Annotated in this window: 26 protein-coding genes; 17 read left to right on the top strand and 9 right to left on the bottom strand. The window is 72.3% G+C overall.

The window, feature by feature from the left end; all coding sequences use genetic code 11:
- Nucleotides 1-117: 117 nt before the first annotated feature.
- Nucleotides 118-1,617 carry an NAD(P)/FAD-dependent oxidoreductase gene (locus tag U5C87_RS19910; protein WP_330474183.1) on the top strand — a complete coding sequence of 500 codons (1,500 nt, stop codon included), beginning with the start codon at nt 118-120 and terminating at the stop codon, nt 1,615-1,617.
- 89 nt (nt 1,618-1,706) lie between these two features.
- Here U5C87_RS19910 and U5C87_RS19905 read toward each other — a convergent pair whose 3' ends face one another.
- The gene (locus U5C87_RS19905) at nt 1,707-2,144 is read right to left on the bottom strand and encodes a DUF6918 family protein (RefSeq protein ID WP_030194944.1); all 438 of its coding nucleotides are present in this window, start codon (nt 2,142-2,144) and stop codon (nt 1,707-1,709) included.
- 118 nt (nt 2,145-2,262) lie between these two features.
- Here U5C87_RS19905 and U5C87_RS19900 point away from each other — a divergent pair, with 118 nt between their 5' ends.
- Entirely contained in the window at nt 2,263-2,538 is a 276-nt protein-coding gene (locus U5C87_RS19900; protein ID WP_030194945.1) for a F0F1 ATP synthase subunit epsilon, read from the top strand.
- Nucleotides 2,539-2,546: 8 nt separating this feature from the next.
- Nucleotides 2,547-2,984, top strand: a complete 438-nt coding sequence (locus U5C87_RS19895; RefSeq protein WP_330474182.1) for a DUF2550 domain-containing protein — start codon at nt 2,547-2,549, stop codon at nt 2,982-2,984.
- A gap of 100 nt (nt 2,985-3,084) precedes the next feature.
- Here U5C87_RS19895 and U5C87_RS19890 read toward each other — a convergent pair whose 3' ends face one another.
- Together U5C87_RS19890 and U5C87_RS19885 are read right to left on the bottom strand one after the other, a co-directional pair.
- Nucleotides 3,085-4,110, bottom strand: coding sequence for a hypothetical protein (locus U5C87_RS19890; protein ID WP_330474181.1), 1,026 nt, complete (start codon nt 4,108-4,110; stop codon nt 3,085-3,087).
- Nucleotides 4,111-4,360: 250 nt separating this feature from the next.
- Nucleotides 4,361-5,002 carry a cob(I)yrinic acid a,c-diamide adenosyltransferase gene (locus U5C87_RS19885; RefSeq protein WP_330474180.1) on the bottom strand — a complete coding sequence of 214 codons (642 nt, stop codon included), beginning with the start codon at nt 5,000-5,002 and terminating at the stop codon, nt 4,361-4,363.
- Between the two features lie 66 nt (nt 5,003-5,068).
- Between U5C87_RS19885 and murA the strand changes: the two genes are divergently transcribed.
- The 5 genes from murA to U5C87_RS19860 all read left to right on the top strand — a co-directional run bounded on the left by murA (nt 5,069) and on the right by U5C87_RS19860 (nt 10,101).
- Nucleotides 5,069-6,355 (top strand): UDP-N-acetylglucosamine 1-carboxyvinyltransferase, encoded by a 1,287-nt coding sequence (gene murA / locus U5C87_RS19880; protein WP_330474179.1) that lies wholly within the window; start codon nt 5,069-5,071, stop codon nt 6,353-6,355.
- A 186-nt stretch (nt 6,356-6,541) separates the two neighbouring features.
- On the top strand, nt 6,542-6,922 hold the full coding sequence (locus U5C87_RS19875; protein WP_330474178.1) for an STAS domain-containing protein: 381 nt from the start codon (nt 6,542-6,544) through the stop codon (nt 6,920-6,922).
- A 103-nt stretch (nt 6,923-7,025) separates the two neighbouring features.
- Nucleotides 7,026-9,044, top strand: a complete 2,019-nt coding sequence (locus tag U5C87_RS19870; protein WP_330476723.1) for a protein meaA — start codon at nt 7,026-7,028, stop codon at nt 9,042-9,044.
- Nucleotides 9,045-9,064: 20 nt separating this feature from the next.
- Entirely contained in the window at nt 9,065-9,412 is a 348-nt protein-coding gene (locus tag U5C87_RS19865; protein ID WP_330474177.1) for a hypothetical protein, read from the top strand.
- 26 nt (nt 9,413-9,438) lie between these two features.
- A complete protein-coding gene (locus tag U5C87_RS19860; protein WP_330474176.1) occupies nt 9,439-10,101 on the top strand; it encodes a DNA alkylation repair protein in 663 nt (220 codons plus the stop codon).
- A 63-nt stretch (nt 10,102-10,164) separates the two neighbouring features.
- Here the strand turns inward: U5C87_RS19860 and nucS are convergent, their stop codons facing one another.
- Nucleotides 10,165-10,860 (bottom strand): endonuclease NucS, encoded by a 696-nt coding sequence (gene nucS / locus U5C87_RS19855; protein ID WP_330474175.1) that lies wholly within the window; start codon nt 10,858-10,860, stop codon nt 10,165-10,167.
- An 85-nt stretch (nt 10,861-10,945) separates the two neighbouring features.
- Here nucS and U5C87_RS19850 point away from each other — a divergent pair, with 85 nt between their 5' ends.
- On the top strand, nt 10,946-12,724 hold the full coding sequence (locus tag U5C87_RS19850; protein ID WP_330474174.1) for a 3-hydroxyacyl-CoA dehydrogenase family protein: 1,779 nt from the start codon (nt 10,946-10,948) through the stop codon (nt 12,722-12,724).
- 16 nt (nt 12,725-12,740) lie between these two features.
- Nucleotides 12,741-13,049, top strand: coding sequence for a hypothetical protein (locus tag U5C87_RS19845; RefSeq protein ID WP_330474173.1), 309 nt, complete (start codon nt 12,741-12,743; stop codon nt 13,047-13,049).
- A gap of 42 nt (nt 13,050-13,091) precedes the next feature.
- Here U5C87_RS19845 and U5C87_RS19840 read toward each other — a convergent pair whose 3' ends face one another.
- Nucleotides 13,092-13,670, bottom strand: coding sequence for a TetR/AcrR family transcriptional regulator (locus tag U5C87_RS19840; protein WP_330474172.1), 579 nt, complete (start codon nt 13,668-13,670; stop codon nt 13,092-13,094).
- A gap of 103 nt (nt 13,671-13,773) precedes the next feature.
- On the opposite strand from U5C87_RS19840, the gene U5C87_RS19835 reads away from it, so the two are divergent.
- Complete coding sequence (locus tag U5C87_RS19835) at nt 13,774-14,721, top strand: NAD(P)-dependent oxidoreductase (RefSeq protein ID WP_330474171.1); 948 nt, start codon at nt 13,774-13,776, stop codon at nt 14,719-14,721.
- A gap of 9 nt (nt 14,722-14,730) precedes the next feature.
- Here U5C87_RS19835 and U5C87_RS19830 read toward each other — a convergent pair whose 3' ends face one another.
- Nucleotides 14,731-16,164, bottom strand: a complete 1,434-nt coding sequence (locus tag U5C87_RS19830) for an AI-2E family transporter (RefSeq protein ID WP_330474170.1) — start codon at nt 16,162-16,164, stop codon at nt 14,731-14,733.
- A 222-nt stretch (nt 16,165-16,386) separates the two neighbouring features.
- Between U5C87_RS19830 and U5C87_RS19825 the strand changes: the two genes are divergently transcribed.
- Entirely contained in the window at nt 16,387-16,818 is a 432-nt protein-coding gene (locus tag U5C87_RS19825) for an SRPBCC family protein (protein ID WP_330474169.1), read from the top strand.
- 105 nt (nt 16,819-16,923) lie between these two features.
- On the opposite strand, the gene ccrA is transcribed toward U5C87_RS19825, so the two are convergent.
- Nucleotides 16,924-18,264, bottom strand: coding sequence for a crotonyl-CoA carboxylase/reductase (gene ccrA / locus U5C87_RS19820; protein ID WP_330474168.1), 1,341 nt, complete (start codon nt 18,262-18,264; stop codon nt 16,924-16,926).
- A 284-nt stretch (nt 18,265-18,548) separates the two neighbouring features.
- Between ccrA and U5C87_RS19815 the strand changes: the two genes are divergently transcribed.
- Nucleotides 18,549-19,199, top strand: a complete 651-nt coding sequence (locus U5C87_RS19815; protein ID WP_330474167.1) for a DUF998 domain-containing protein — start codon at nt 18,549-18,551, stop codon at nt 19,197-19,199.
- Here the strand turns inward: U5C87_RS19815 and U5C87_RS19810 are convergent.
- A complete protein-coding gene (locus tag U5C87_RS19810) occupies nt 19,130-19,942 on the bottom strand; it encodes a polysaccharide deacetylase family protein (RefSeq protein WP_330474166.1) in 813 nt (270 codons plus the stop codon). The two genes, U5C87_RS19815 and U5C87_RS19810, sit on opposite strands and share 70 nt — an antisense overlap.
- A gap of 111 nt (nt 19,943-20,053) precedes the next feature.
- Between U5C87_RS19810 and U5C87_RS19805 the strand changes: the two genes are divergently transcribed.
- Nucleotides 20,054-21,301, top strand: a complete 1,248-nt coding sequence (locus tag U5C87_RS19805; protein ID WP_330474165.1) for a glycoside hydrolase family 15 — start codon at nt 20,054-20,056, stop codon at nt 21,299-21,301.
- On the opposite strand, the gene mce is transcribed toward U5C87_RS19805, so the two are convergent.
- Complete coding sequence (gene mce / locus U5C87_RS19800; protein ID WP_330474164.1) at nt 21,284-21,724, bottom strand: methylmalonyl-CoA epimerase; 441 nt, start codon at nt 21,722-21,724, stop codon at nt 21,284-21,286. The genes U5C87_RS19805 and mce overlap by 18 nt on opposite strands.
- Nucleotides 21,725-21,861: 137 nt before the next feature.
- Between mce and U5C87_RS19795 the strand changes: the two genes are divergently transcribed.
- From U5C87_RS19795 to U5C87_RS19785, 3 genes are all read left to right on the top strand, one after another.
- The gene (locus U5C87_RS19795; RefSeq protein WP_330474163.1) at nt 21,862-23,067 is read left to right on the top strand and encodes an acetyl-CoA C-acetyltransferase; all 1,206 of its coding nucleotides are present in this window, start codon (nt 21,862-21,864) and stop codon (nt 23,065-23,067) included.
- Nucleotides 23,068-23,084: 17 nt separating this feature from the next.
- On the top strand, nt 23,085-24,050 hold the full coding sequence (gene meaB, locus U5C87_RS19790) for a methylmalonyl Co-A mutase-associated GTPase MeaB (RefSeq protein ID WP_330474162.1): 966 nt from the start codon (nt 23,085-23,087) through the stop codon (nt 24,048-24,050).
- A 210-nt stretch (nt 24,051-24,260) separates the two neighbouring features.
- Nucleotides 24,261-25,268: a GNAT family N-acetyltransferase gene (locus U5C87_RS19785; protein WP_330474161.1), complete on the top strand. Its 1,008-nt coding sequence runs from the start codon at nt 24,261-24,263 to the stop codon at nt 25,266-25,268.
- Nucleotides 25,269-25,314: the final 46 nt, after the last annotated feature.

Genomic DNA, 25,314 nt, shown 5'->3' with positions numbered 1-25,314 from the left:
CGCCAGCACACGCCCGGAGCCGGGCATCGTGGGCATGTGCCGACGACTCCCGGTGTTGCACCCAATGAGAGACGTCAGCGCCGACGAGCCAGCACCCACCGCAGCACGAGGAGAATCGTGAGCAGCTCCACCCCGCAGGCCACGCGCCACCGGGTCGTCGTCATCGGATCGGGCTTCGGCGGTCTGTTCAGCACGCAGAAGCTGAAGCGCGCCGACGTCGACGTCACCCTCATCGCGCGCACGACCCACCACCTCTTCCAGCCCCTCCTCTACCAAGTCGCCACCGGCATCCTGTCCGAGGGCGAGATCGCGCCGTCGACGCGCGAGGTGCTGCACCGTCAGGACAACGCCAAGGTGCTGCTCGGCGACGTGACCGCCATCGACCTCGAGGCGCGCACGGTGACCCACACGGCCGTCGGGCGCGAGACCGTCACCCCCTACGACTCGCTCATCGTCGCTGCCGGCGCGGGCCAGTCCTGGTTCGGCAACGACCAGTTCGCCCGGCACGCCCCCGGCATGAAGTCCATCGACGACGCGCTCGAGCTGCGTGGCCGCATCTTCGGCTCGTTCGAGCTCGCCGAGCTCGCGACCACGCCGGCCGAGATCGACCGGCTCATGACGTTCGTCGTCGTCGGCGCCGGCCCGACCGGCGTCGAGATGGCCGGACAGATCTCCGAGCTCGCCCGACGCACCCTCAAGCGCGACTTCCGGCGCATCGACCCCACCAAGGCCAGGGTCATCCTGCTCGACGCCGCCCCGGCGGTGCTCGGCTCCTTCGGCGAGAAGCTCGGTGACCGCGCCGTCAACCGCCTCACGGAGATGGGGGTCGAGGTGCGCCTCGGCGCCAAGGTCGTCGACGTCGACTCGACCGGGATCGAGGTCGAGCACGGCGACGGCAGCCGCGAGCGCATCGAGTCGGTCTGCAAGGTCTGGGCGGCCGGCGTCAGCGCCTCACCGCTCGGGCGCCAGCTCGCCGACCAGACCGGCGCGTCGCTCGACCGGGCCGGCCGCATCGAGGTCCAGGACGACCTCACGCTGCCCGGCCACCCCGAGGTCTTCGTCGTCGGCGACATGATGGCCCTGAAGAACCTGCCCGGCGTGGCCCAGGTCGCGATCCAGGGCGGGCGCTACGCGGCGGAGCAGATCATGCGCCGGCTCGCGGGCCAGGAGCCCAAGGGGCCCTTCGAGTACTTCGACAAGGGGTCGATGGCCACGATCTCGCGCTTCTCGGCCGTCGCGTCGGTGGGCAAGGCGCAGTTCAGCGGGTTCTTCGCCTGGCTGCTGTGGCTCGCCGTCCACCTCGTCTACATCATCGGCTTCAAGCACCGCATCACGACGCTGCTGCACTGGGTCGTCACCTTCATCGGTCGTGGCCGGTCCGAGCGGGTGGTGACCGAGCAGCAGGTGTTCGCCAGGCAGGCCATCTCCGACCTCGGGTCGGAGTTCAGTCCCGAGCTGCCGCGCGTCGCCGAGGACCGCCCGCACGAGGCTCAGCACGAGGCCAAGCACGAGGGCCAGAACCAGGCCCAGAACGAGGCCCCGCACGAGGCCACGCCCGACGCTCTGCGCGAAGCGCCGTCCGACGGCCGGGCCGCCACGGACGCGCGGGTCGACTGACCCACCGGCGGACGCACGAAGGGCCGGCTCCCCATGGGAGCCGGCCCGACGGCATACCTGCTCGGTGAACCGCCGCAGCGGGAGCCGCGTCAGGGGACGAGGCGCTCCACCGCCGCGCCGAGGCGCGGGAGGGCGGCGACGACGTGCTCCTTGGCCTTGCCGCGCAGCGAACCGTAGACCTTGGCCGCAGAGCCGTGCGAGGTCGTCGCGGCCTTGGCGTCGGTCACGGCCAGCAGGGCGTCCGCGGCGGCATCCGGCTGCGCCGCGAGGTGCGCACCGAAGGGCTGCTCGCCCTTCGTGGCCCAGAACGGGTCGAGCGCGGTCGCGAACTGGGGGAGCAGGCGGTCGGTGGCGCTCGTGACGAAGTTGCCGCCGAGCTTCTTGGCGGCGGCGTAGCCGGCCTTGACGGCAGCGCCGCCGAAGCCGGACTTGTCGGCCACCTCGGCGTCGATGACGTCGGTCAGGGTGGCGACGGCCACGGGTCGGCGGGCCGGCTCGAGAAGGGCGTCGGACACGGCGGTGCTCATGGACAGGACTCCTGTGGAGGGTTGGGGATCGGAGCGGGCGGCCTGCGCCACCTCGCGTACGGAGCATCCTCGCAGAGGCACTAAACTGCAGATCACACCCCCACGATCCGGAGGAAACGTGAGTTCGCTCAAGGTAGAGATGGTTGCCGCCGACCGGAAGGTCTGGGAGGGCGAGGCCAAGTTCGTACGCGCTCGGTCCATCTCGGGCGAGCTGGGCATCCTGCCGGGCCACACCCCGTTGCTCGGTGTCCTCGTCGAGGGCGAGGTGGCCATCGAGTCCCTCGAGGGCGAGCGCCGCACCGTGATGGTCGACGGCGGGTTCCTCTCCGTCGACTCCGACGTGGTGACGATCGTCGCCGAGCACGTCGACGCCTCGTCGCTGCAGACGAACTGAGGCCGCGCGTGCCGTCCGTTCTCGTCTCCACCGAGATCGTGATCGGCACGCTGCTGGTGATCGCCGTGGTCGTCCTCGCGACGACCTTCCTGCGCCGCCGCTACATCGCCAAGGGACTGCCGCTGACGCTGTGCGGCATGCGTCGGTCGTCGTCCGACCGCTGGCGCCTGGGCCTGATCAGGTTCGGCGACAACGCCCTCGAGTGGTACACCCTCGGGGGCGTCTCCGTGCGCCCGAGGCACCGCTGGCTGCGCCAGCGACTGCTGCTCGACGTGCCGGAGCTGCTCCGGGGCAGCGACTCGATCCCGCTGCTGCCGGGCGCGAGCCGGGTGCCGTGCAGTGACGGCGACAGCGACTTCGAGCTGGCGCTCCAGGGACCTGCCTACACCGCGCTGCGGTCGTGGCAGGAGGCCGCGCCGCCCGGCTACAACGTCAACGTCGCCTGACGCCTCGACGCCTCGACGGGGCGCCTCAGCCTCGAGATCGGGCGCGAGATCGCGCCGCCGGTGCGCCCAGGCGACAGTGCCTGCGCGACGAGCCGCACGATCAGGATCCCGTTCGGGCCCGGTCGGCGCTGGGCACCGGGCCGGGTAGCAGGAGCCGCCCGTTCTGCCACGGGTCCCGCGGTGTCGCGACCACGTCCGCGCGCACGCCCGCCGACCTCGCACGAAGGTATGCCGTCTCGACGCGTTCCAGCACCCAGCGGGGTCGGGCGCGGATCGAGTGGGGAGTCACCCCGACGACGACGACGCGTGCGGCTTGCAGGTCGGTGTCGTGCTCGACCGTCGACTCCCACTCGCGCTCGCCCGCGTGCCACTTCCGGCTGTGCACCATGACCGCCATCGCCACGTCGTCGACCCAGACGTCCGGGGTGGTGAGCCGGCGCCCCCCGCCGTCGCGCAGCTCGGGGTTGGCCAGCAGCGGCGGCAGGACGCTCGAGGTGGACAGCAGCGCGAGCAGCTCGGCCTCGGGCAGCGACCAGGCGCCCGTGGCCGCCAGGGACAGGCCCGCGTGGAGGCGGTGCGAGCCGACCTGGCCGCGGGCGAGCACCCAGTGCAGCAGGTCGCCCATCCGCGCGGTTCGTGAGCGCGCCGCCGAGACGAGGACGGCCCGGGCCAGCTCGTCGGACGGGGCTGCTGCCGCGGCGTCGACGGCGGCGCGGGCCGGGCAGGAGAGCCGTAGCGGTCCGCGCCGGTGCAGCGGCTCATCGAGAAGGGTCGTGTTGCGCACGACGACCCAGGCGTGGGTGCGCGACCGGAGCGGTACCGGGACCAGCACGTGGACGGGGTTGGTGACCGTGAGGTCACCGATGCCGTGCAGCGCTGCCGCGGTGGGACCTGCGAGCCAGCTGCGTGGTCCCGCGAAGAGCTGGGCAGCCATGAGCCGTTGCTGCTCGTTCGGCGCGCCGTTGGAGAGCAGGACGACGCCGCGCAGGACGAGCCGCCACTCCCGGCCGAGGCGGGTGCGCAGCTGTGCCGGCGTGACGCCCCCGTCGAGCAGCTGGCGCCGCGTCAGGACGCCGTGCTGGTGCTGCGCCACGTCGCGCAGCAACGGGGAGAGGGTGCGGTCCATGCGGCCAGATTGCGCACCACTCGCGCCCACGACCAGCGGCTGCGCCACCGCTGTGGACCACCCGCGTCCGTGCGGAGGGGGTGTGGATGCGCGAGAGCCGGCGTCTGGTCGTGCGCGAGATCCGACGTCTGGTCGTGCGCGAGATCGCGCCGGTGCTGCGCTCTGGCGACACGAGCTGCGCGATCTCGCGCCCGATCAGGCGCTGACCTAGGCCGTAGGCCGTATGCCGCGTGGGCGGGTCCCGCGCGGGTCAGTGCCGCTTGCGCTCGGGCTTCTCGACCCTGCCGCCGCCGGGCTGCCACAGCACGTCGCCGCCGATGGGCTTGTTGGCGATGCGGGCCAGGATGAAGAGCAGGTCGGAGAGGCGGTTGAGGTACTTCGCCGTCAGCACGTTGACACCGCCGACACCGCGGGCTTCGGTGCCTTCGGCGGCCGGCTCGGTGCCGTGCTGGTCGACGGCCGCCCACGCGGACCGCTCGGCCCGCCGCACGATCGTCGTCGCGAGGTGGAGGTACGCAGAGCCGGGCGTGCCACCGGGCAGGATGAACGAGCGCAGCTTCTCGACCTGCTCGAGGTAGTGGTCGCAGTCCTTCTCGAGGTCGTCGACCCACGGCTGCTCGACGCGTAGGGGCGGGTAGTCGTAGCGCTCGCGCAGCGGCGTCGACAGGTCGGCGCCGACGTCGAACAGCTCGTTCTGCACGCGCTGCAGGGTGGCCTTCACCTCGTCGGTCAGCCCGCCGCACGCGACCGCGATGCCGATCGCCGCGTTGGCCTCGTTGGAGTCGGCGTAGGCGTGCAGCCGGGCGTCGTTCTTGCTGACCCGCGAGAAGTCGCCGAGGCTCGTCGTGCCGTCGTCGCCGGTGCGCGTGTAGATCCGCGTCAGGTTGACCATGGGGCCACTCTCTCACCCGGCCGGCGGCGTCCGGCGGCCGCCCACGTCCCCGCTAGGGTTCGGTGGGTGAGAGAGCGATTCCGCGTCGTCGGTGGCGCACACCTCGTGGGTGAGGTGTCCGTCGTGGGCGCCAAGAACAGCGCCCTCAAGCTGATGGCCGTGGCCCTGCTGGGGGTCGGCCGCAGCACCCTGACGAACGTCCCGGCGATCGCCGACGTCACGATCATGGCCGAGCTGCTGCGGCGCCTCGGGGTCGGCGTCGACTACGACGCGCCGGCCGGCGTCGTCGTGCTCGACGTGCCCGAGCGCATCGGTCACCGCGCCGACTACGAGCTCGTCCGCGCCCTGCGGGCCTCGATCTCGGTGCTCGGCCCGCTCGTGGCCCGCGTGGGGGAGGCCGACGTCGCCGTCCCCGGCGGGGACGCGATCGGCTCCCGCGGGCTCGACCTGCACGCGGCGGGGCTCGAGGCGCTCGGCGCCGAGGTCCACGTGACCCACGGCTACCTCGTCGCCACCGCACCGCGGGGGCTGACGGGCGCCGACATCCGACTGGACTTCCCGAGCGTCGGCGCGACCGAGAACATCCTCACCGCAGCGGTGCTCGCTCGCGGCACGACGACGATCGACAACGTGGCCAAGGAGCCCGAGATCGTCGACATCGCCGAGATGCTCGTCTCGATGGGCGCCCGCGTCGAGGGTGCCGGCACGTCCCGCATCACGGTGCACGGTGTCGAGTCGCTGCAGCCGACCGAGCACGCGGTCGTCTCCGACCGCATCGCGGCCGGCACGTGGGCCTTCGCGGCGGCGACGACCCGTGGCGACATCGAGGTGGTCGGTGGGGTCGCGGACCACCTGCGCGCTCCGCTCGGAGCCCTCGAGGCGGCAGGCTGCCACGTCGAGACGACCGACCGCGGCTTCCGGGTCTCGGCGCGCGAGCGGCGCCCCCGTGCCTTCGATGTCGCGACGCTGCCCTACCCCGGCTTCCCGACCGACCTGCAGCCCTTCGCCCTGACCTACAACGCCGTCGCCGACGGCTCGGCCATGGTGACGGAGAACCTCTTCGAGGCGCGCTTCCGCACCGTCCAGGAGCTCGCCCGCCTCGGCGCCGACGCCCAGGTCGACGGCCACCACGTCATGACGCACGGCGTCCCGATCCTCTCGGGCGCCCCCGTCGAGAGCAGCGACATCCGGTCGGGCGCCGCCCTCGTCATCGCGGGCCTCGTGGCCGAGGGCGAGACCCTCGTCAGCGGCGTCCACCACATCGACCGCGGCTACCCGCGGTTCGAGCAGGCGCTGCGTGCCCTCGGGGCGGACGTCACCCGCGAGCCCGACGACGAGCCGACGTTCGACTAGGGCGCCGGCGCCACCTCGCCGACGGTTCGTCCGGCTTTGTCGGATGTGCTCTCACCGGTTCATGGTGCCGCGTCACGTCGTTGGCCCCGAGGTCGTATTTCTTGACCACTTCTTGACTCCTAGGGGCAACGTTTTCGTCGGCTGAGGCGTCATCATGGTGACGGCACAGCGTTGAGAGGGGTCTACATGACGCTGAACACCCACCGCAGGGGTCCGGTCCGAGTGCTCGACGCGCCTGACGGCCACGATGTCATCATCGAGGGCCGTCTCGACGTCCACACGGTCCCGGACATCCGCGATGCGATCCACGCGGTCATCAACGAGGGGCCGGGCGAGCTGCGCCTGCACCTCGGCAGCGCCGAGATCGGTGACGCCACCGGTCTCGGGGTGATCGTCCACCTCCACCGACGGGCCACCCGCGCCGAGCGCCGGCTGCTGCTCGTCGACGCGAGCGACCGCACGACGCGGCTGCTGCGCGGGTGCCGGCTCGAGCGCATCCTCGCCCCGCGGCACAGCTCCGGAGGGCCCACGCCGGTCGGCGTGACTGTGGCGCCTCTCACCGCCTGAGCGGCTGCCCACCGCGCGACCCCGCCGCTACCGTCGAGCCATGTCTTCGACGGAGAGCACACCGCACCCGGCGGCCCGGGTGACGCCCGACCGCCCGTGGGTCATGCGCACGTATGCCGGCCACTCGAGTGCCGCTGCGAGCAACGCGCTCTACCGCCGCAACCTCGCGAAGGGCCAGACGGGCCTGTCCGTCGCCTTCGACCTGCCGACCCAGACGGGCTACGACCCGGACCACGTGCTGGCGCGCGGCGAGGTCGGCAAGGTCGGCGTCCCGATCAGCCACATCGGCGACATGGCGGCGCTCTTCGCCGACATCCCGCTGCGCGAGATGAACACCTCGATGACGATCAACGCGACTGCGATGTGGCTGCTCGCGCTCTACCAGGTCGCGGCCGAGCGCCAGGCGGAGACCGCGGGGGAGGACCCTGCCGAGTGGGTGCACGCCCTGGCGGGGACGACGCAGAACGACATCATCAAGGAGTACCTCTCGCGCGGGACCTACGTCTTCCCGCCCGGCCCGTCGCTGCGGCTCATCACCGACCTCGTGGCCTACACGGTCCGTGAGATCCCGAAGTGGAACCCCATCAACATCTGCAGCTACCACCTGCAGGAGGCCGGGGCCACGCCGGTGCAGGAGATCGCGTACGCCATGTCGACCGCGGTCGCGGTGCTCGACGCAGTGCGCGACTCGGGGCAGGTGCCCGCCGAGGAGTTCGCCAGCGTCGTCGCCCGGATCTCCTTCTTCGTCAACGCCGGCGTGCGGTTCGTCGAGGAGATGTGCAAGATGCGCGCCTTCGTCGAGCTCTGGGACGAGCTGACCCGCGAGCGCTACGGCGTCACCGACGCCAAGGCGCGCCGCTTCCGCTACGGCGTCCAGGTCAACAGCCTCGGCCTGACCGAGGCCCAGCCGGAGAACAACGTCCAGCGCATCGTCCTCGAGATGCTCGGGGTGACCCTGTCCAAGGACGCCCGGGCGCGGGCCATCCAGCTGCCGGCCTGGAACGAGGCGCTCGGCCTGCCGCGGCCCTGGGACCAGCAGTGGAGCCTGCGCATGCAGCAGGTGCTCGCCTACGAGTCCGACCTGCTGGAGTACGACGACCTCTTCACCGGCTCCGTCGTCGTCGAGGCCAAGGTCGCCGACCTCGTCGCCGGCGCCAAGGCCGAGATGGCGCGCGTCGAGGAGATGGGCGGGGCCGTGGCCGCCGTCGAGTCCGGCTACATGAAGTCCGCGCTCGTCGCCTCCCACGCCGAGCGCCGCCGCCGCATCGAGGCGGGCGAGTCCGTCGTCGTCGGCCTCAACAAGTTCGGGACGACCGAGCCCAACCCGCTGACGGCCGACCTCGACGCGGCCATCCAGACCGTCGATGCCGACGTCGAGCGCCACGCGTCCGAGGCCGTGCGCGAGTGGCGCGAGAGCCGTGACGCCGACCCCGCGCGCCGAGCCCGGGCAGCGGCCGCCATGGAGCGGCTGCGCGCCGATGCCGCGTCGGGAGCCAACCTCATGCCGGCCTCTCTCGAGTGCGCTCGAGCCGAGGTCACGACGGGGGAGTGGTCAGCGGCGCTGCGCGAGCAGTTCGGCGAGTACCGCGCTCCCACAGGGGTGTCCGGTTCGGTGGGTGTCTCCTCGAGCGAGCCGGGGGACGCCCTGTCCCGCGTGCGCGACCTCGTCGCCCGCACCGGCGAGGAGCTCGGCGAGAAGCTGCGCATCCTCGTGGGCAAGCCGGGACTCGACGGGCACAGCAACGGCGCCGAGCAGGTGGCGGTCCGGGCCCGCGACGCCGGCTTCGAGGTCGTCTACCAGGGCATCCGCCTGACGCCCGACCAGATCGTCGCGGCCGCCGTGGCCGAGGACGTGCACCTCGTCGGCATCTCGATCCTCAGCGGCTCGCACATGGAGCTCGTCCCCGAGGTGCTGCGCGGCCTGCGCGAGGCCGGGGCCGGTGACGTGCCGGTCGTCGTCGGTGGGATCATCCCCGAGTCCGACGCCGCCGCGCTGCGCGAGGCCGGGGTCGCCATGGTCTTCACGCCGAAGGACTTCGGGCTCAACGACATCATGGGCGAGATGGTCGGTGTGATCCGTGCCGCACGCGGTCTCGCGCCCCTCGAGTCCGCGCCGGTCTGAGCAGGCGTAGCGTCGCAGCTATGAGCGACCTGCAGTGCGCCGCGCGCATCATCGTCGTCAACCCGCCAGGGCTGGCGGACGTCCCGTGGCTGGCGTCGGCCGTCCACCTCGAGAAGGTCCAGGCGGTGTATGCCGCCGACGACGTCCCCGACACCGGCCCCGTCGAGTCCCTGGCCGACGACCTCGGGGTCCCGTCGCACCTCGGCCACGGTGACCTGCACGACGGGTCGTCGGGTCTCGAGGAGCTCGTCGACCGGCACCGGGGCGAGACGGTCGTCGTCGTGCGGGGTGGCGACGCCACGGAGCCGGTGCTGCTCCTCATCGACGCCGACGGCACCACGCGGGGGCCGCTCGAGGGACTGTCCTGAGTCCCGCGCCGACGTCCGCCGACGCGGTGGTCGCCGAGCTCGAGTCGGAGCGCAGTGACGAGGCCCTCGCCTCGGTGCGCCGGCGGCTGGCCCCGGACGAGGAGGCGATCGGGGTGCGGATGGGAACGCTCTTCGCCATCGCGAAGCGGCACACGCGCCTACCGCTCTCGGAGGTCGAGCGGCTCTTCGCGCACCCGGCCTACGAGCCCCGGCTGGCGGCCCTCTGCATCCTCGACTTCAAGGCACGCCGCAAGCGCATCGACGGCCACGGGCGAGGCACGCTCGCCCGCACCTACCTCGCCCACCACCACCGCATCACGACGTGGGACATGGTCGACCGTGCGGCGCCTCGGGTCATCGGGCTGTGGCTGGTCGGTCGCGACAAGCAGGTCCTGCGTGACCTCGCCGGCTCGCGCGAGCCGTTGCGTCGACGGACCGCCATGACGGCCCCGCTCGGGCTGCTCGACACCCCCGACGTCGAGGTCGGCTGGGAGCTGGCCGGACTGCTGGCGGCCGACCGGGATCCGTTGGTGCACAAGCCTGTCGGCATCTTCCTCAAGCACGCGGGAGTCCGGGACGAGGACCGTCTGGTGGCGTTCCTCGACGAGCACGTCGCCGACATGTCGCGACCGGCGGTCCGGCTGGCCGTCGAGAAGCTGGCGCCCGAGGTGCGGTCCCGCTGGGTGTGACCCTGCGAAGCTGCGACCCCGCGGTCGCGCGAAGCCGGCCACACGGCATACGCCGTCGGTCGGTCAGAAGAGACGCGACTCCGCGTCGTCGATGCCCTTGAGGGCGTCGTAGTCGAGCACGACGCAACGGATGCCGCGGTCCTCGGCGAGCGTGCGCGCCTGCGGCTTGATCTGCTGCGCGGCAAAGACGCCGGTGACGGGCGCGAGGTGCGGGTCGCGGTTCATCAGCTCGAGGTAGCGGGTCAGCTGCTCGACGCCGTCGATCTCGCCGCGCCGCTTGATCTCGACGGCGACGCTCGTGCCGGTCGAGTCCTTGGCGAGGATGTCGACGGGTCCGATGGCCGTCATGTACTCGCGGCGCACGAGCGACCAGCCGTGGCCGAGGGTGTGGATGTGCTCGGCGAGCAGCTTCTGCAGGTGCGCCTCGACGCCGTCCTTGACGAGGCCGGGGTCGACGCCGAGCTCGTGGTCGGAGTCGTGCAGCACCTCGTGGATGAGGACGGTGAGGCGGTCCTCGCTCTTGGCGTGCTGGACGCGCCACACGGCGACGACGCCCTCGCCCGTCTGTCCCTCGTCGGGGTCGACCTCGGCCATCGTGCAGGGCGGCGACATCCAGTTGAGCGGCTTGTAGGAGCCGCCGTCGCTGTGGACGAGGACCGAGCCGTCGGCCTTGACGACGAGCAGCCGGGTCGCGAGCGGGAGGTGGGCGGTGAGACGGCCGTCGTAGTCGACGCTGCACCGGGCTATGACGAGACGCACCGGACCACCCTAAGGGAGGGCGCGTGGGAAGCGTCACGCCCCGGACGGGTGTGGCCGGGGCGGCCCCTCTGCGAGACTCTCGCCCATGGCTCGTGAGTTCACCAAGGTCGGCGTCATCGGACTCGGCACCATGGGTGCCGGCATCGTGGAGGTCTTCGCCCGCAACGGCATCGACGTCGTCGCGGTCGAGGTCACCGACGAGGCGGTCGAGAAGGGCAGGGGAGTCCTGCAGCACTCGACCGACCGCGCCGTGTCGCGCGGCAAGCTGAGCGAGCAGGACCAGGCAGCGCTGCACGCCCGGGTGCAGTTCACGAGCGACATGGCCGACCTCAAGGAGTGCCAGCTCGTCGTCGAGGCCGTGCCCGAGCACCTCGACCTCAAGAAGGACATCTTCGCCAAGCTCGACGCCATCGTCTCCGACGACGCGATCCTCGCGACCAACACGAGCTCGCTGCCCGTCACCGAGATCGCCGTCGCGACGATCAACCCCAAGCGCGTCGTCGGCATGCACTTCTTCAACCCCGCCCCGGTGCTCCAGTTCGTCGAGGTCATCAAGACCGTCATCACGAGCGACGAGATCTTCGAGGACGTCAAGGCGCTCGCCGAGCGACTGGGCAAGAAGCCCGTCATCGTCGGCGATAAGGCCGGCTTCATCGCCAACGCGCTCCTCTTCGGCTACCTCAACCACGCCGTCGCGATGTTCGAGAGCAAGTACGCCACGCGCGAGGACATCGACGCGGCGATGAAGCTCGGCTGCGGCTACCCGATGGGTCCGCTCGCCCTCATGGACCTCATCGGCCTCGACACGGCCTACGAGATCCTCGACACGATGTACAAGCAGGGGCGCGACCGCCTGCACGCCCCCAGCCCGATCATCAAGCAGATGGTCAGCGCCGGGCTCAAGGGTCGCAAGAGCGGCCGCGGCTTCTACACGTATGCCGCCCCGGGCAGCTCGCAGGTCGTCGAGGACTCCCTGACGCCCCAGGGTGTCGACGGCACGGCCGCGGGCACCCGTCCCGTGCGGACCGTCGGCGTCGTCGGCTCGGGCACCATGGCGACCGGCATGGTCGAGGTCTTCGCCAAGGCCGGACTCGACGTGACCTTCGTGGCGCGCAGCGACGCCAAGGTCGAGGCGGTGCGCGCCGCCCTGGCCAAGAGTCTCGAGAAGGCCGTCCAGCGCGGCAAGGCCACGGAGCACGAGCGCGTCGCGGCGCTCGCCCTCGTCCGCGGCACGACGCGGCTCGAGGACCTCGCCCAGGTCGACCTCGTCGTCGAGGCCGTCGTCGAGGACCTCTCGGTCAAGCGCGCCCTCTTCGAGAACCTCGACGAGATCTGCCGGCCCGGTGCCATCCTCGCCACGACGACGAGCTCGCTGCCCGTCGTCGAGTGCGCGGCTGCCACCAAGCGCCCGCAGGACGTCATCGGCATGCACTTCTTCAACCCCGCCCAGGTGATGAAGCTCGTCGAGGTCGTGCACACCGTCTCGACCGCCGACGACGTCGTGGCCACCGTCCAGGCGCTCTGCGCGACGGTCGGCAAGCACGCCGTCACGTGCGGCGACCGCGCCGGCTTCATCGTCAACGCGCTGCTCTTCCCCTACCTCAACGACGCCGTGAAGATGCTCGAGGCCAACTACTCGACGGCCGACGACATCGACACCGCGATGAAGACCGGCTGCGGCCTGCCGATGGGCCCGTTCGAGCTGCTCGACGTCGTCGGCCTCGACGTGTCGCTCGCCATCGAGCGCGAGCTCTACCTCGAGTTCCGCGAGCGCGGCTACGCGCCCGCGCCGCTGCTCGAGCACCTCGTGACGGCCGGCTACCTCGGGCGCAAGACGGGGCGCGGCTTCCGCACCTACGCCTGACACCTACGCTGGATCCATGCCCTCGCGCCGTCGTCCCAGCAAGCACGCGCGCGAGCACGTGCCGCTGGACGTGACGCGGATCCAGGGCGGACCGACCCGCGAGGAGTCGTATGCCGGCACGCGCTGGACCGTGCGCTCCGTGAGCGGGGCGTCCGCCACCCGCGACTACCTCTGCCCCGGCTGCCAGCAGGACATCCCGCCCGGCGTGCCGCACGTCGTCGTGTGGCCGGCCGAGGGCGTCGGCGGCCTCGGCGACCGGCGGCACTGGCACACCGGGTGCTGGCAGCGACGTGACGCCCGGCCGCCCGGCAACTCCTACCGCTGACGACTTGCTCGACCCGGAGCCGGTGCGGCCGGGTCGACGCGGTCAGGCGTCGAGGACCGGTGCGAGCTCCCGGGCCACGAGGCGCAGGGGGGCCGTGTCGCGCTGGGCGCGCGCCAGCACGATGGCGCCCTCGAGCGCGCACAGCATGAGGGTCGACAGCGCCTCGGCCCGGCGGCGAGGGCGTCCCATCGCCAGCAGAGCAGCGGTGATGGGGCTGCGCCACGTCTCCAGAGCCGACGCGGCAGCGTGGCGCACCGCTGGGGTGGTGTCGGCGCAGTCGACGACCGCCGCTGCGACGGGGCAGCCGCGTGCGTGGTCCCGGGCCTCGAGGTCGCGCGCCCAGTCCTCGGTCATCGCCGTGAAGAGCCGCGCGGGCGTCGGACGCCTCATCCGGGCGACGTGCTCCTCGACCCGCTGCGCCGCCCACGTGCCGGCCCAGTCGAGTGCTTCGCCGACCAACTGGTCCTTGCCGCCCGGGAAGTAGTGCTGGAGCGAGCCGCGCGGCGCCCCGGCATCGGCGACCACCTGCCTGAGGCCCGTGCCCCCGACCCCGGACCGCCGCAGGTGCTGGGCGGTCTCGTAGACGATGCGCTCGCGGTGCCCGCGGCTGCTGGCTGCCATCCTGCCCTCCGGTACTCGATGCTGGTCCGACTATGACACCTGTCATGACTTCGGCGCTACTATGACGACCGTCATAGTGAGTCGGGCTCGGGTGGAGGTCGTCGTGGACGTCAGGGTCGGATTCATCGGTCTGGGCATCATGGGCCGCCCCATGGCCTCGAACCTCCGTCGCTCGGGCACGCCTCTGTCCGTGTGGAACCGGTCGCCGGAGGCGGTTGAGGCGCTCGTGGCGCTCGGGGCAACGGCGCAGCCCTCGCCGGCCGACGTCCTCGCGTCGAGCGACGTCGTGTTCCTCATGCTGGCCCACGAGGCTGCGATCGACGCGGTCCTCGAGCGCGGCACCGACGCCTTCGACGCCATGGTCTCGGGTCGCACGGTCGTGCACCTCGGCACGACGTCGCCGGGCTACTCGGCCGGGCTCGGGCGCGACGTCGAGGCGGCCGGCGGTGACTACGTCGAGGCGCCGGTCTCGGGCTCGCGGATCCCCGCCGAGCGCGGCGAGCTCGTCGCGCTCATGGCCGGCCGGCAGGCCGTGCTGGACCGGGTCGAGCCCCTGCTCGCGCCGATGTGTCGCGAGGTCCTGCGCTGCGGCGCCGTGCCCGCCGGGACCGGCACCAAGCTGGCGGTCAACCTTTACCTCTGCACCATGGTCGCCGGGCTCGCCGAGGCGTACCACCTCGCCGACCGACTGGGCCTCGACCTCGAGCTGTTCCGACGCGCGCTCGACGCCGGGCCCATGGCCAGCGCGGTGTCCTCCGTGAAGCTGGCCAAGCTCGTGGCCCGCGACTTCGAGCCTCAGGCCGCGGTGAAGGACGTCCACACCAACACCCGCCTCATCGCCGGGGCCGCCCGTGGCGTCGGGGCCGCGAGCCCCCTGCTCGACGCGACCCGGGAGCTGTTCCGTGCCACGGAGGCTGCCGGGCTGGGAGGCCTCGACATGGCCGCCGTCGTGAGCGCGCTGGAGCAGCGCGACCCGGCCCCGTCCGCCACGGCACCGGCCGTGCCCTCGCCGACCACACGGCATACGTCCTCGGTGGACGCGGACGCCTGAGCCCGGCCGCTAGTGCCGGCGCTGGCGCGGCACGAGGACCTCCTCGTAGAGCAGCAGCGCGCCCGCAGCGAAGGGGATCGCCAGCAGCGCGCCGAGGATGCCGAGCAGCGCGCCGCCGGCTAGCGCGGCGACGACGGTCACGGCCCCCGGCACCGCCACGGTCCGCTGCATGATGCGCGGCATGACGGCGTAGTTCTCGATCTGCTGATAGACGATGAAGTAGATGATGACGATGAGCGCCTTCTTGGGCTCGTCGAAGAACGCGACGATGGCCACGACCGACGCGCCGAGCGTGGCGCCGATCATCGGCACGAGGCCGAGGAAGCCGACCGCCACGGCGAGCACGGCCGCGAACTTCAGGCCGATGAGGCTCATCATGATCCAGGCGAAGAACGCGTTGATCGCGGCGACCGCCACCTGGCCGATGGCGTAGGACCCGACGCGCCGCATGACCTCCTCGGCCAGCGACACGGTGCGCGGCCGGCGACTGGCCGGGACGAGGGCGTAGGCCGCCTGCTTGACCGCCGGGAGCGAGGCCAGGAAGTAGAGGGTGAGGACGAGGACGGTCAGGCCGCTGAAGACGCCCGACGCGATGACCTTGCCGGCGTCGAGGACCCCGCCGAAGACGCCCGCCCACAGGTTGCCGTCGGCGACCCGCTTGTTGACCTCCTGCTGGATGCGCTGGACGAGCTGGTAGCGGTGGTCGACGTCCTGCACCCACGGGTTGGCGAGCAGGTTGTCGAACATCCGCGGCGCGTTGGTCGCGAGCTCGCTGCCCTGCTGGGCGACCGGTGGGATGACGACCCACCCGACGAGCGTGAAGACCGCCAGGACACCGAGGAAGACGATGGTCACGGCCCAGCCGCGACGCACGCTGCGGCGGGTCAGCGCCTCGACGAGCGGGTTGAGCGCCAGCGTCAGGAAGAAGGAGATGACGAGCAGCGTGATGACGGTCCCGAGGCGTCCGACGGCCTGCACGACGGCGTAGGCCGTGAGCACGCCGATGGCGCCCACGAAGCCGATGTAGAAGGGCGACTGCCGGTTGAAGGGCGTGCCGCTCTGGCCGAAGTCCTTGCGCGGTCCCTTGCCCCGCTTGCCGTCGCCGGGTGCGTCGGACGGTTTGGGCGGGGTGGGCGAGGCGGCCACGCCCGGCGGCGTCGGCTCGGCGCCGGAGTCGGGGGTACTGGCGCCGCTGTCGGCGCCCGTGCTGTCGGCGCCCATGGTGTCGAGGGGGAGCGCGCCGGCCAGGAGGTCAGGCTCGGGCGACCGCGCCGCCGACGGACGGGTGCCGGGCTGTGCGTCCTGTGGGTCTCCCGGCGCCGCGGGGGCGCCGTAGGCCGCCTTCGAGGCGTGCTCGTCGAAGCCGAGGTCGCGGGCTCGGAACTCGTCCATGCGGGCGCGCTGGGCGCGGCGGTAGCGCGTCCACCGTCCCCAGATGCTCACGGTCGCGAGCCTACGTCAGCCTCCTCCCGCGGGCCCGGGATGACCGAGGCGTGTCAGCCCGGTTCCGGACGGCTCCGGACCCCGCCACGGCGCGGCCGCGCCGAGGCGGCGATCCGAGGCACCCGGCATACGGGTACGGCAGGGGTGAACGAGAACCAGGCGACGCCCCGCGACGGGGCGCCACCGGACCGCCACGCACCCCGACCACCACGAGGAGCCCCCATGCCCAGCGTCACCCGCACCTTCACCGTCCGACCCGCACCGGCTGCCGTCATCGACTACCTCAAGGACTTCGCGAACGCCGAGGAGTGGGACCCGGGCACCGAGTCGTGCACCCGTGTCGGGGACGGACCCGTCGCGGTCGGCTCGCGGTGGCACAACGTCTCCAAGATCGCCGGCGTGACGACCGAGCTTGACTACGAGCTGACCGAGCTCACCGACTCGCGGGTCGTGCTCGTCGGCAGCAACGACAGCGCCACCTCGACCGACACGATCACCGTCCTGCCGTCCGGCGAGGGCAGCGAGATCACCTACAACGCGGATCTCGACATGCACGGCCTCGCCAACCTCGCGGCGCCCGCGATGAAGCTCGTCTTCGAGAAGCTCGCGAACGACACCGAGGAGCAGCTGACGCGCGTGCTCGACGCGCGCTGACGCCACTGGTCGCCACGACAAGAGCACGCGGCGAGGGCCGGGCCACCGTGACGGTGGGCCGGCCCTCGTCGTGACGGGTCGCTCGGGTCGCTCGGGTCGCTCGGCCTACTGGTCGGCGAACCGGTTGATCGCCGCCGCGAAGCCTGCGCGCTTGTCCGGGTCGGTGACGCCGAGGCCCGGCTCGGGGGAGAGCGTCAGCACGCCGACCTTGCCCTGGTGGGCGTTGCGGTGGACGTCGAGCGCCGCCTGGCCGACCTCGTCGAGCGTGTAGGTCTTGCTCAGCGTCGGGTGGATGAGGCCGCGGTTGATCAGCTCGTTGGCCTCCCACGCCTCGCGGTAGTTGGCGAAGTGTGAGCTGACGATCCGCTTGAGGTTCATCCAGAGGTAGCGGTTGTCGTACTCGTGCATGTAGCCCGACGTCGAGGCGCACGTGACGATGGTGCCGCCCTTGCGTGCGACGTAGACGCTGGCGCCGAAGGTCTCGCGGCCCGGGTGCTCGAAGACGATGTCGACGTCGTAGCCGCCGGTGAGCTCGCGGATCTTCTTGCCGAGCCGCTGCCACTCGCGCGGGTCCTGCTCGGTGCCCTCGTCGTTCCAGAAGCGGTAGCCCTCGGCGTTGCGGTCGATGATGAGCTCGGCGCCCATGGAGCGGCAGATCTCGGCCTTCTCGGGGGAGGAGACGACGCAGATCGGGGTGGCGCCGCCGGCGAGGGCCATCTGGGTGGCGTAGGAGCCGAGGCCGCCCGATGCGCCCCAGATGAGGACCCGGTCGCCGAGCTTCATCGCGGCGCCGTTCTTGGAGACGAGCTGGCGGTAGGCGGTGCTGTTGACGAGCCCGGGCGAGGCCGCCTCCTCCCACGACAGGTGGGCCGGCTTGGGCATCAGCTGGTTGGCCTTGACGACCGCGAGCTCGGCGAGGCCGCCGAAGTTCGTCTCGAAGCCCCAGATCCGCTGCTGCGGGTCCATCATCGTGTCGTTGTGGCCCTCGGCGTCCTCGAGCTCGACCGACAGGCAGTGCGCGACGACCTCGGTGCCCGGCTTCCACTTGGTGACGCCGGGTCCGGTGCGCAGGATGACACCCGCGAGGTCGGAGCCGACGACGTGGTACGGCAGGTCGTGGCGCTTGGAGAACTCCGACATGCGGCCGTAGCGCTCGAGGAAGCCGAACGTCGAGACCGGCTCGAAGATCGAGGTCCACACGGTGTTGTAGTTGATGGCGCTCGCCATCACGGCGACGAGCGCCTCGCCCGGCGCGAGCTCGGGGACGGGTACCTCGTCGATGTGCAGGGACTTGCGGGGGTCCTTGTCGCGCGTGGCGAGCCCCTCGAACATGCCGACCTCGTCCTTGTGGACGGTGGCCCCGCGATAGGTCGCGGGGATCTCGATGTTCGCGTAGGTCTCCTGGGTGCGGTCGCCGGAGAGGATGGCGTCGCGGATGGCCTGCATTGAAGGTCCTTACGTCGCAGCGTCATTGGTGGGTCGAGGCAGTGTCGAGCCAGTGCGTGGTGCCACCGAACGTAGCGAGACGCGACCCGCGGGTAGCCCCTTCTGAGACGGCCACCACAGGTGACCTGGGTCACGAGACCCGGCCGGGTCGGGCAGGTGGTCCGACGGACCGCCACGAGGTCGTATGCCGTGTGGTCGCGCCACGTGGTCACCGCCGCGGCGCCGTGCTCGTGGCGGTCCGTCGGTCCGGTCGGGCGCATCCGTCGACGGGGTACGGTCGGCGCGTGCGACGACAGACCGTGGGGGTGGCGTGCTGGCTCGCGCAGCCGGCCTACCTGCTCACCGAGCTCCTCGTGGCGGCCGGCGCGTCGGCGGCCTACTCGCTGCGGGACGACACGATCAGTGCGCTCGGGATGCTGACCTGCTCGCCCGGCCACGCGGGCTCGCTCGTCGACGTGTGCTCGCCGTGGCACGTCGGGATGAACGCGGCCTTCGTCGTCTTCGGGCTGCTCAGGGCGGCGGGTGCGGTGCTCCTGCGGCCGGCGCTCGGTGGCGGGCGGTGGGTGACGGCGGCGACCCTGCTGTGGGTCGTCTCGGCGCTGGCGGCCGCTGCGGTCGGTCTGGTTCCGGTGGACCAGCAGCCGGGCTGGCACGTCGTCGCCGCGCTGCCCGTCTTCGTGCTGCAGCCGCTCGCCGTCCTCGTGACGGCCGTGGCGCTGCGGCGGTCCGGCTCCGTGGCGCGCGCGGTGTCGGGCTCGGGGTTCGTCGTCGGCGCGGTGACCCTCGCTGCGGCTGCCGGTTTCGGGCTGCGCCTCGGTGGCGCGACGTGGGTGGGTGGCCTGGAGCGACTGGCCCTGTGGCCCGCCTACCCGTGGCTCGCGGTCGTGGCGCTCGCGCTGGCGGCCAACAGGGCGGAGACCGTGACGAAGGTGTAGCCGTCGTCGCGGAGCCGGCGGATGATCGCGGGCAGCCGGTCGATGGTGACGAGGCGGTCCTGCGACCCCGTGTCGTGGGCGAGCACGATGGAGCCGGGCCGCACCTGCCCCGCGATGTCCTCGACGATGCCGTCCGGACGGTCGGCGACGAGGTCCTCGCGCGCCTGGGCGGACCACAGGACGGTCGTCAGGCGTGCCTCCGCGGCGGCGAGCAGGGCGGCGCCGCCGACGTGCCCGTACGGCGGCCGGAAGAGCGTGGGGGCGACGCCGTAGGTCTCCTTCATGAGGCGGCTGGTGCGCTCGATCTCGTCGCGACACCCGGACCAGTCGTGCCGACCGAGGTCGGGGTGCTCGAAGGTGTGGTTGGCCAGCTCGTGGCGTCCGACGCTCTCGCGGTGCAGGTCGCCGTGGTCGCGCACGTTGCGGCCGAGGCAGAAGAACGTGGCCGGCACGTCCTCTGCCGCGAGCGCCGCGAGCACGCGCGGCGTCCAGTCGGGGTGGGGGCCGTCGTCGAAGGTCAGCGCGACGTGGCGCTCGGTGCCCGAGCCCGCCCAGACGACCGATCCCGCTGCCGCTGCCGGCGCGGACCGGTCCGGTCGGATCGCGCTGACGGGGCTGCTGTAGAAGGGGAGCGGGGTGTCCTGGTCGAGGTGCTCCTCGAGCCGGACGGCGCCCACCGCGCCGGCTGCACCGACTGCAGCCCCGGCCGCCGCGGTCAGGGCCTGCCGGCGTGTCACCTCCATGGCAGCCGATGCTACGGGCCGCCCGGCCGATCCTCGGGCGGCTCGGCCCCTCGCGTGCCACACTGGCGCCGGTCCACGGGGAGGTCGGACCGGGATCGAGGGGAGGTGCGCGTGCGACGTGCCGTGCTGGGCGCCCTGGCCACGGTGGTCGTGGCCGGCTGCGGCCTCGTGCCCCGGCTCACGCACGAGGAGCCCCTGCCGGTCCTGCGCAACGACGCCGGCTGGCGGGCGAGGTCCGTGCTCGCTCCGACGACGCTCGGCGCGCGGCTGGTCGACCCGGTGGCAGAGGCGGTGTGGGTCGCCGACGGGACGGTCCCCGTGGCCGGACCGCGCACGGACGTCACCGCGCAGGCGCTGCGGGACCTCCACTCCCTGACCCGCCCGAACGGCGCCGTCGCGGCCGGACCGGACGGGCCGTGGGCGTATGCGTGGCCGCGGGACTCGGCGTTCGTGGCGGTCGCCTACGCCGAGACCGGGCACGCAGCCGACGCGCGCCGGGTGCTGGGCTTCCTCGCGCGGGTGCAGCTCCCGGACGGCGGGTTCGAGGCCCGCTACCGGCTCGACGGGTCAGGGCCGCCGGACGACCGTCCCCGTCAGACCGACGGCGCCGGGTGGGTCCTCTGGTCGCTCGAGCGCGTCAGGGCCGCGAGTTCCGACCGGGTGCTGCCACCGGCGCTCCGGGGCCTGCGCGACCGCGCGTTCGCCTTCTCCATGGCGCAGACCGACGGTGGCAGGCGGCTGCCGGAGGTGTCTCCCGACTACTGGGAGGTGTCCGAGCGGCGGGTCACCCTCGGCACGGCCGCGCCCCTGGCGGCGGGGCTCGAGGCGGCGTCCCGGACGTTCGCCGCGGAGGGCGACACCCGACGCGCGGCCCGCGCGGCGCGCGCGGCGAGCGGCCTACGGGCCCTGATCCGCTCGGAGTTCGGGCCCGACTACGAGCGGCACGGCCACACCGGTGGTCTCGATGCCGCCGTGGCGATGCTCATGCCGCCCTTCGCCGCCGCCGACGACGCTGCGGCCCAGCGGGCCTGGGCCCGCTACCCCGTCCTGGCCCTGCGCAGCGCCGGCGGACTGGCGCCGGGCGTCGACTGGAAGAGCGACGGCGTGTCGTGGACTCCCGAGACGGCGATGGTCGCCTACACGGCCGCGGCGTCCGGGCACCCGCTCGTCGCCGAGCACTGGATGACCTGGCTCGACCGCCACTGCACGAGCTGGGGGAGCCTGCCCGAGAAGGTCCTTCCCGACGGCAGCCCCGCCGGGCCGGCGCCGCTCGCGTGGACGGCCGCACTCGTCGTGCTGACCGAGAGCGAGCTCGCCACCCGGCGGGCCGGCGTCGACGCGTCAGTGGGCCTGGGCTGAGGGCTCGACGAGCTCGACGAGGACGCCGCCGGCGTCCTTGGGGTGGATGAAGTTGACCCGGCTGTCGCTCGTGCCGGGCTTCGGGGTGTCGTAGAGCAGGCGCAGCCCGCGCTCGCGCAGGGTCGCGCACACGGCGTCGATGTCGCTGACGCGGTAGGCGAGCTGCTGGATGCCGGGGCCGCTGCGGTCCAGGAACTTGGCGATCGTCGACTCGGGGGAGAGCGGCGCGAGCAGCTGAATGCACGAGCCGGAGTCGCCGACGCCCATCATCGCCTCACGCACGCCCTGCTCCGCGTTGGTCTCCTCGTGCAGCATCGTCATGCCGTACTTCTCCTCGTAGAACGCGATGGCCGCGTCGAGGTCGGGCACGGCGATGCCGACGTGGTCGATGTGGGTGAAGAGGGGGTCGGGAGTGGCGCTCATGGTTCCCAACGTAGGGGGCGTGACGGCATACGACCCGCGTATGCCGTGTGCGCTTGGTCATGCTCGTCGGGAGCCTCGCAGGCGCCCCGACTACAGTTGTCCGGACACCCCCAAAGACGTCGGAAGAGGCTTCACCCATGACTGCTGACCGTCCCACCTCCGTGATCGTCGCCGGTGCCCGGACCCCCATGGGGCGCCTGCTCGGCTCGCTCAAGGACTTCTCCGGATCGGACCTCGGTGGCGTCGCCATCAAGGGCGCTCTCGAGAAGGCGGGCGTCGCCCCGGAGCAGGTCGAGTACGTCATCATGGGCCAGGTCCTGCAGGCCGGCGCCGGCCAGATCCCGGCCCGTCAGGCCGCGCACGCCGCGGGCATCCCGATGACGGTCCCCGCGCTGACGATCAACAAGGTCTGCCTCTCCGGCATCAACGCCATCGCCATGGCCGACCAGCTGATCCGCGCCGGCGAGGTCGACGTCGTCGTGGCCGGCGGCCAGGAGTCGATGACCAACGCTCCCCACCTCATGACGAAGTCGCGCGAGGGCTACAAGTACGGCGACGTGACGATGCGCGACCACATGGCCTACGACGGGCTGTGGGATGCCTTCACGGACCAGGCCATGGGGCTGCTGACCGAGCAGGCCAACACCGGCTCGCAGGCCTTCACGCGCGAGGAGCAGGACGAGTTCTCGGCGCGCAGCCACCAGCTCGCCGCCAAGGCGTGGAAGGACGGCCTCTTCGACGACGAGGTCGTCCCCGTGAGCATCCCGCAGCGCAAGGGCGACCCGGTCGTCTTCAAGAGCGACGAGGGCATCCGCGCCGACACGACGACCGCCTCGCTCGGGGGCCTGCGCCCGGCCTTCAGCAAGGACGGCACGATCACGGCCGGCTCCGCCTCGCAGATCTCCGACGGCGCCGCCGCGGTCGTCGTCATGAGCCGGGCCAAGGCCGAGGAGCTGGGCCTGACGTGGCTCGCCGAGATCGGCGCCCACGGCATGGTGGCCGGACCTGACTCGACCCTGCAGCAGCAGCCGGCCCGTGCCATCGCGCGCGCCTGCGAGAAGGAGGGCATCACGCCCGCCGACCTCGACCTCGTCGAGATCAACGAGGCCTTCGCGGCCGTGGGCCTCGCCTCGGCCAAGGAGCTCGGCATCGACGTCGACAAGGTCAACGTCAACGGCGGCGCCATCGCGCTCGGCCACCCGATCGGCATGTCCGGCGCCCGCATCGCGCTGCACCTCGCGCTCGAGCTCAAGCGCCGCGGTGGCGGCGTCGGCGCGGCTGCGCTCTGCGGTGGCGGTGGCCAGGGCGACGCGCTCATCGTCCGCGTGCCCAAGAGCGCCTGACGGTCGAATCCTCTTTCGTGTCACGCCGATCCGTCGACGTCCCCGCCCTGGTCGAGTCGGCCAGGGCGGGTTCTCCGCGCGCCGTTGCCCGGCTGATCTCGCTCGTCGAGGACGGCCACGGCTCGCTGCGTGAGGTCATGGCCGCGCTGGCGCCGCACGCCGGCAACGCGTGGGTCATCGGCATCACCGGCTCGCCCGGTGTCGGCAAGTCCACGACGACCACGGCGCTCGTGGGCGCCTTCCGCGAGCGCGGCCTGCGGGTGGGGGTGCTCGCGGTCGACCCGAGCTCGCCCTTCTCCGGCGGCGCCCTGCTCGGCGACCGCATCCGCATGCAGGACCATGCGCTCGACCCCGACGTCTACATCCGCTCGATGGCCTCGCGCGGGCACCTCGGCGGGCTGTCCTTCGCGACGCCGCAGGCGATCCGCGTGCTCGACGCCGCGGGCTGCGACGTCGTGCTCGTCGAGACCGTCGGGGTCGGGCAGTCCGAGGTGGAGATCGCCGGCCTGGCCGACACCTCCGTCGTGCTCCTCGCGCCGGGCATGGGCGACGGCATCCAGGCCGCCAAGGCCGGCATCCTCGAGATCGGCGACGTCTTCGTCGTCAACAAGGCCGACCGCGAGGGCGCCGACGCGACGGTGCGCGACCTGCGCCACATGATCTCGCTCGGCGACCGCACCGAGCCGGGCCTGTGGCGCCCGCCGGTCGTGAAAACCGTTGCGGCACAGAAGATCGGCATTGACGAGGTCATGGAGGCGCTCGACAAGCACCGGGCGTTCATCGAGGAGGACGGCGAGCTCGACCGGCGCCGTGAGCGCCGGGTCGCCGACGAGATCGAGACGATCGCGCTCGCCACCCTGCGCACCCGGCTCGGTCACCTCGGTGGCCGCGAGGGCGTGACGGCCCTGGCCCGCGACGTCGTCGCGGGACGCATCGACCCGTATGCCGCTGCCGACCGCCTGCTCGAGCAGCTCGGCACCTGACGGAGTCGCGCCCTCGCCTGGTCCACGCGTGTGTGCGGCGCGAGGTCGTGCGCGTGGTCGCGCAGGTGATGTCGTCATGACGCACCTGGCGCCCGATCTCATGCACGACCAGGAGGGTCCCCGTCGGGGAGCGAGGCTCAGGCGTGTGCGGGGCACGCGGCATACGTAATTCGTTGGCGCGGCAACGGCCCCCGGTGTCACCGTCGAGGGATGGACATCATCCCGCTCGACCGTGACGACGACGTCATGCTCAAGGCGCTCCACGGCGTGGCCACGCGCAGCGAGGCGGTCTCGCGCGTGCAGCCCGTCCAGCGCACCGAGGAGGAGTTCCTCAAGATGGCGCGCTTCTCGTTCCCGGGCGAGCGAGAGGAGACCGCGGTGGCGGTCGTCGACGGCGCGCCTGTCGGCTGGGTCCGGCTCTTCCTCCCGGAGCGCGACAACCTCGACAAGTCCTGGTCGCAGCTCGAGGTCGACCCCGAGCACCGCCGTCAGGGCGTGGGCTCGGCGCTCGCGGAGTGGGCGGAGCAGCGCGCGGAGGCGGCGGGTCGGCACATGCTGCTCACCGAGGTCTTCGTCCCCGTCGGCGACCGTGAGTCCCACGCGGACCGCGAGTTCGCCCTGAAGCGTGGGTATGCCGTGTCGAGCGTCGAGATCGTGCGCTCGCTGCCGCTACCTGTCGACTCGGACGTCCTGGCCGGTCACGAGGCCCGGGCCGCCGAGGCCATGGGCGACCTGTTCGAGCTCACCGTCCACGTCGACGGCGTGCCGGACGAGCTCCGCCAGGGCGTCTGCGACGCCTCGAACCGGCTCATCCTCGACGCACCCACCGGCGACGTCGAGTTCGAGCCGGAGTCCATGACGGTCGAGGACTACGAGACGCTGCTCGCCCACCTGCGCGACACCGGTCGCACGATGGTCACGGCGGTCGCGGTGCACCGCGAGACGGGGGTCGTCGCGGCCTACACCGACCTCGCCGTCCCGTCCGGAGACCCTGATGTCGTCTTCCAGTGGGGCACCCTCGTGCTGCCGGAGCACCGAGGTCACCGCCTCGGCATGGCCGTCAAGGCGGCCAACCTCAGGGAGCTGGGCCGCCTTGCGCCGGAACGACGCTCGGTCCAGACGATGAACGACGAGCAGAACCCCTGGATGGTCCGCATCAACCAGGACCTCGGCTTCGAGATCATCGAGGAGGCACTGACGATGAGGAAGGCCTTCTGAGCCGGCGCGTGGTCGAGGCTGGGCCGGGGGTGGCCGTGCGACAGGT

This window comes from Terrabacter sp. C0L_2 (assembly GCF_036352015.1).
Taxonomy (GTDB): Bacteria; Actinomycetota; Actinomycetes; order Actinomycetales; family Dermatophilaceae; genus Terrabacter; species Terrabacter tumescens.
This window is presented reverse-complemented; position numbering and strand designations above follow the sequence as displayed.

Excerpts from the sequence above, each read along its gene's own strand:
- U5C87_RS19905 (WP_030194944.1), bottom strand. The coding sequence starts at position 2,144 with ATGAGCACCGCCGTGTCCGACGCCCTTCTCGAGCCGGCCCGCCGACCC.
- U5C87_RS19890 (WP_330474181.1), bottom strand. The coding sequence starts at position 4,110 with ATGGACCGCACCCTCTCCCCGTTGCTGCGCGACGTGGCGCAGCACCAG.
- U5C87_RS19885 (WP_330474180.1), bottom strand. The coding sequence starts at position 5,002 with ATGGTCAACCTGACGCGGATCTACACGCGCACCGGCGACGACGGCACG.
- U5C87_RS19875 (WP_330474178.1), top strand. The coding sequence starts at position 6,542 with ATGACGCTGAACACCCACCGCAGGGGTCCGGTCCGAGTGCTCGACGCG.
- U5C87_RS19870 (WP_330476723.1), top strand. The coding sequence starts at position 7,026 with ATGCGCACGTATGCCGGCCACTCGAGTGCCGCTGCGAGCAACGCGCTC.
- U5C87_RS19865 (WP_330474177.1), top strand. The coding sequence starts at position 9,065 with ATGAGCGACCTGCAGTGCGCCGCGCGCATCATCGTCGTCAACCCGCCA.
- U5C87_RS19850 (WP_330474174.1), top strand. The coding sequence starts at position 10,946 with ATGGCTCGTGAGTTCACCAAGGTCGGCGTCATCGGACTCGGCACCATG.
- U5C87_RS19845 (WP_330474173.1), top strand. The coding sequence starts at position 12,741 with ATGCCCTCGCGCCGTCGTCCCAGCAAGCACGCGCGCGAGCACGTGCCG.
- U5C87_RS19840 (WP_330474172.1), bottom strand. The coding sequence starts at position 13,670 with ATGGCAGCCAGCAGCCGCGGGCACCGCGAGCGCATCGTCTACGAGACC.
- U5C87_RS19825 (WP_330474169.1), top strand. The coding sequence starts at position 16,387 with ATGCCCAGCGTCACCCGCACCTTCACCGTCCGACCCGCACCGGCTGCC.
- ccrA (WP_330474168.1), bottom strand. The coding sequence starts at position 18,264 with ATGCAGGCCATCCGCGACGCCATCCTCTCCGGCGACCGCACCCAGGAG.
- U5C87_RS19810 (WP_330474166.1), bottom strand. The coding sequence starts at position 19,942 with ATGGAGGTGACACGCCGGCAGGCCCTGACCGCGGCGGCCGGGGCTGCA.
- mce (WP_330474164.1), bottom strand. The coding sequence starts at position 21,724 with ATGAGCGCCACTCCCGACCCCCTCTTCACCCACATCGACCACGTCGGC.
- U5C87_RS19795 (WP_330474163.1), top strand. The coding sequence starts at position 21,862 with ATGACTGCTGACCGTCCCACCTCCGTGATCGTCGCCGGTGCCCGGACC.
- U5C87_RS19785 (WP_330474161.1), top strand. The coding sequence starts at position 24,261 with ATGGACATCATCCCGCTCGACCGTGACGACGACGTCATGCTCAAGGCG.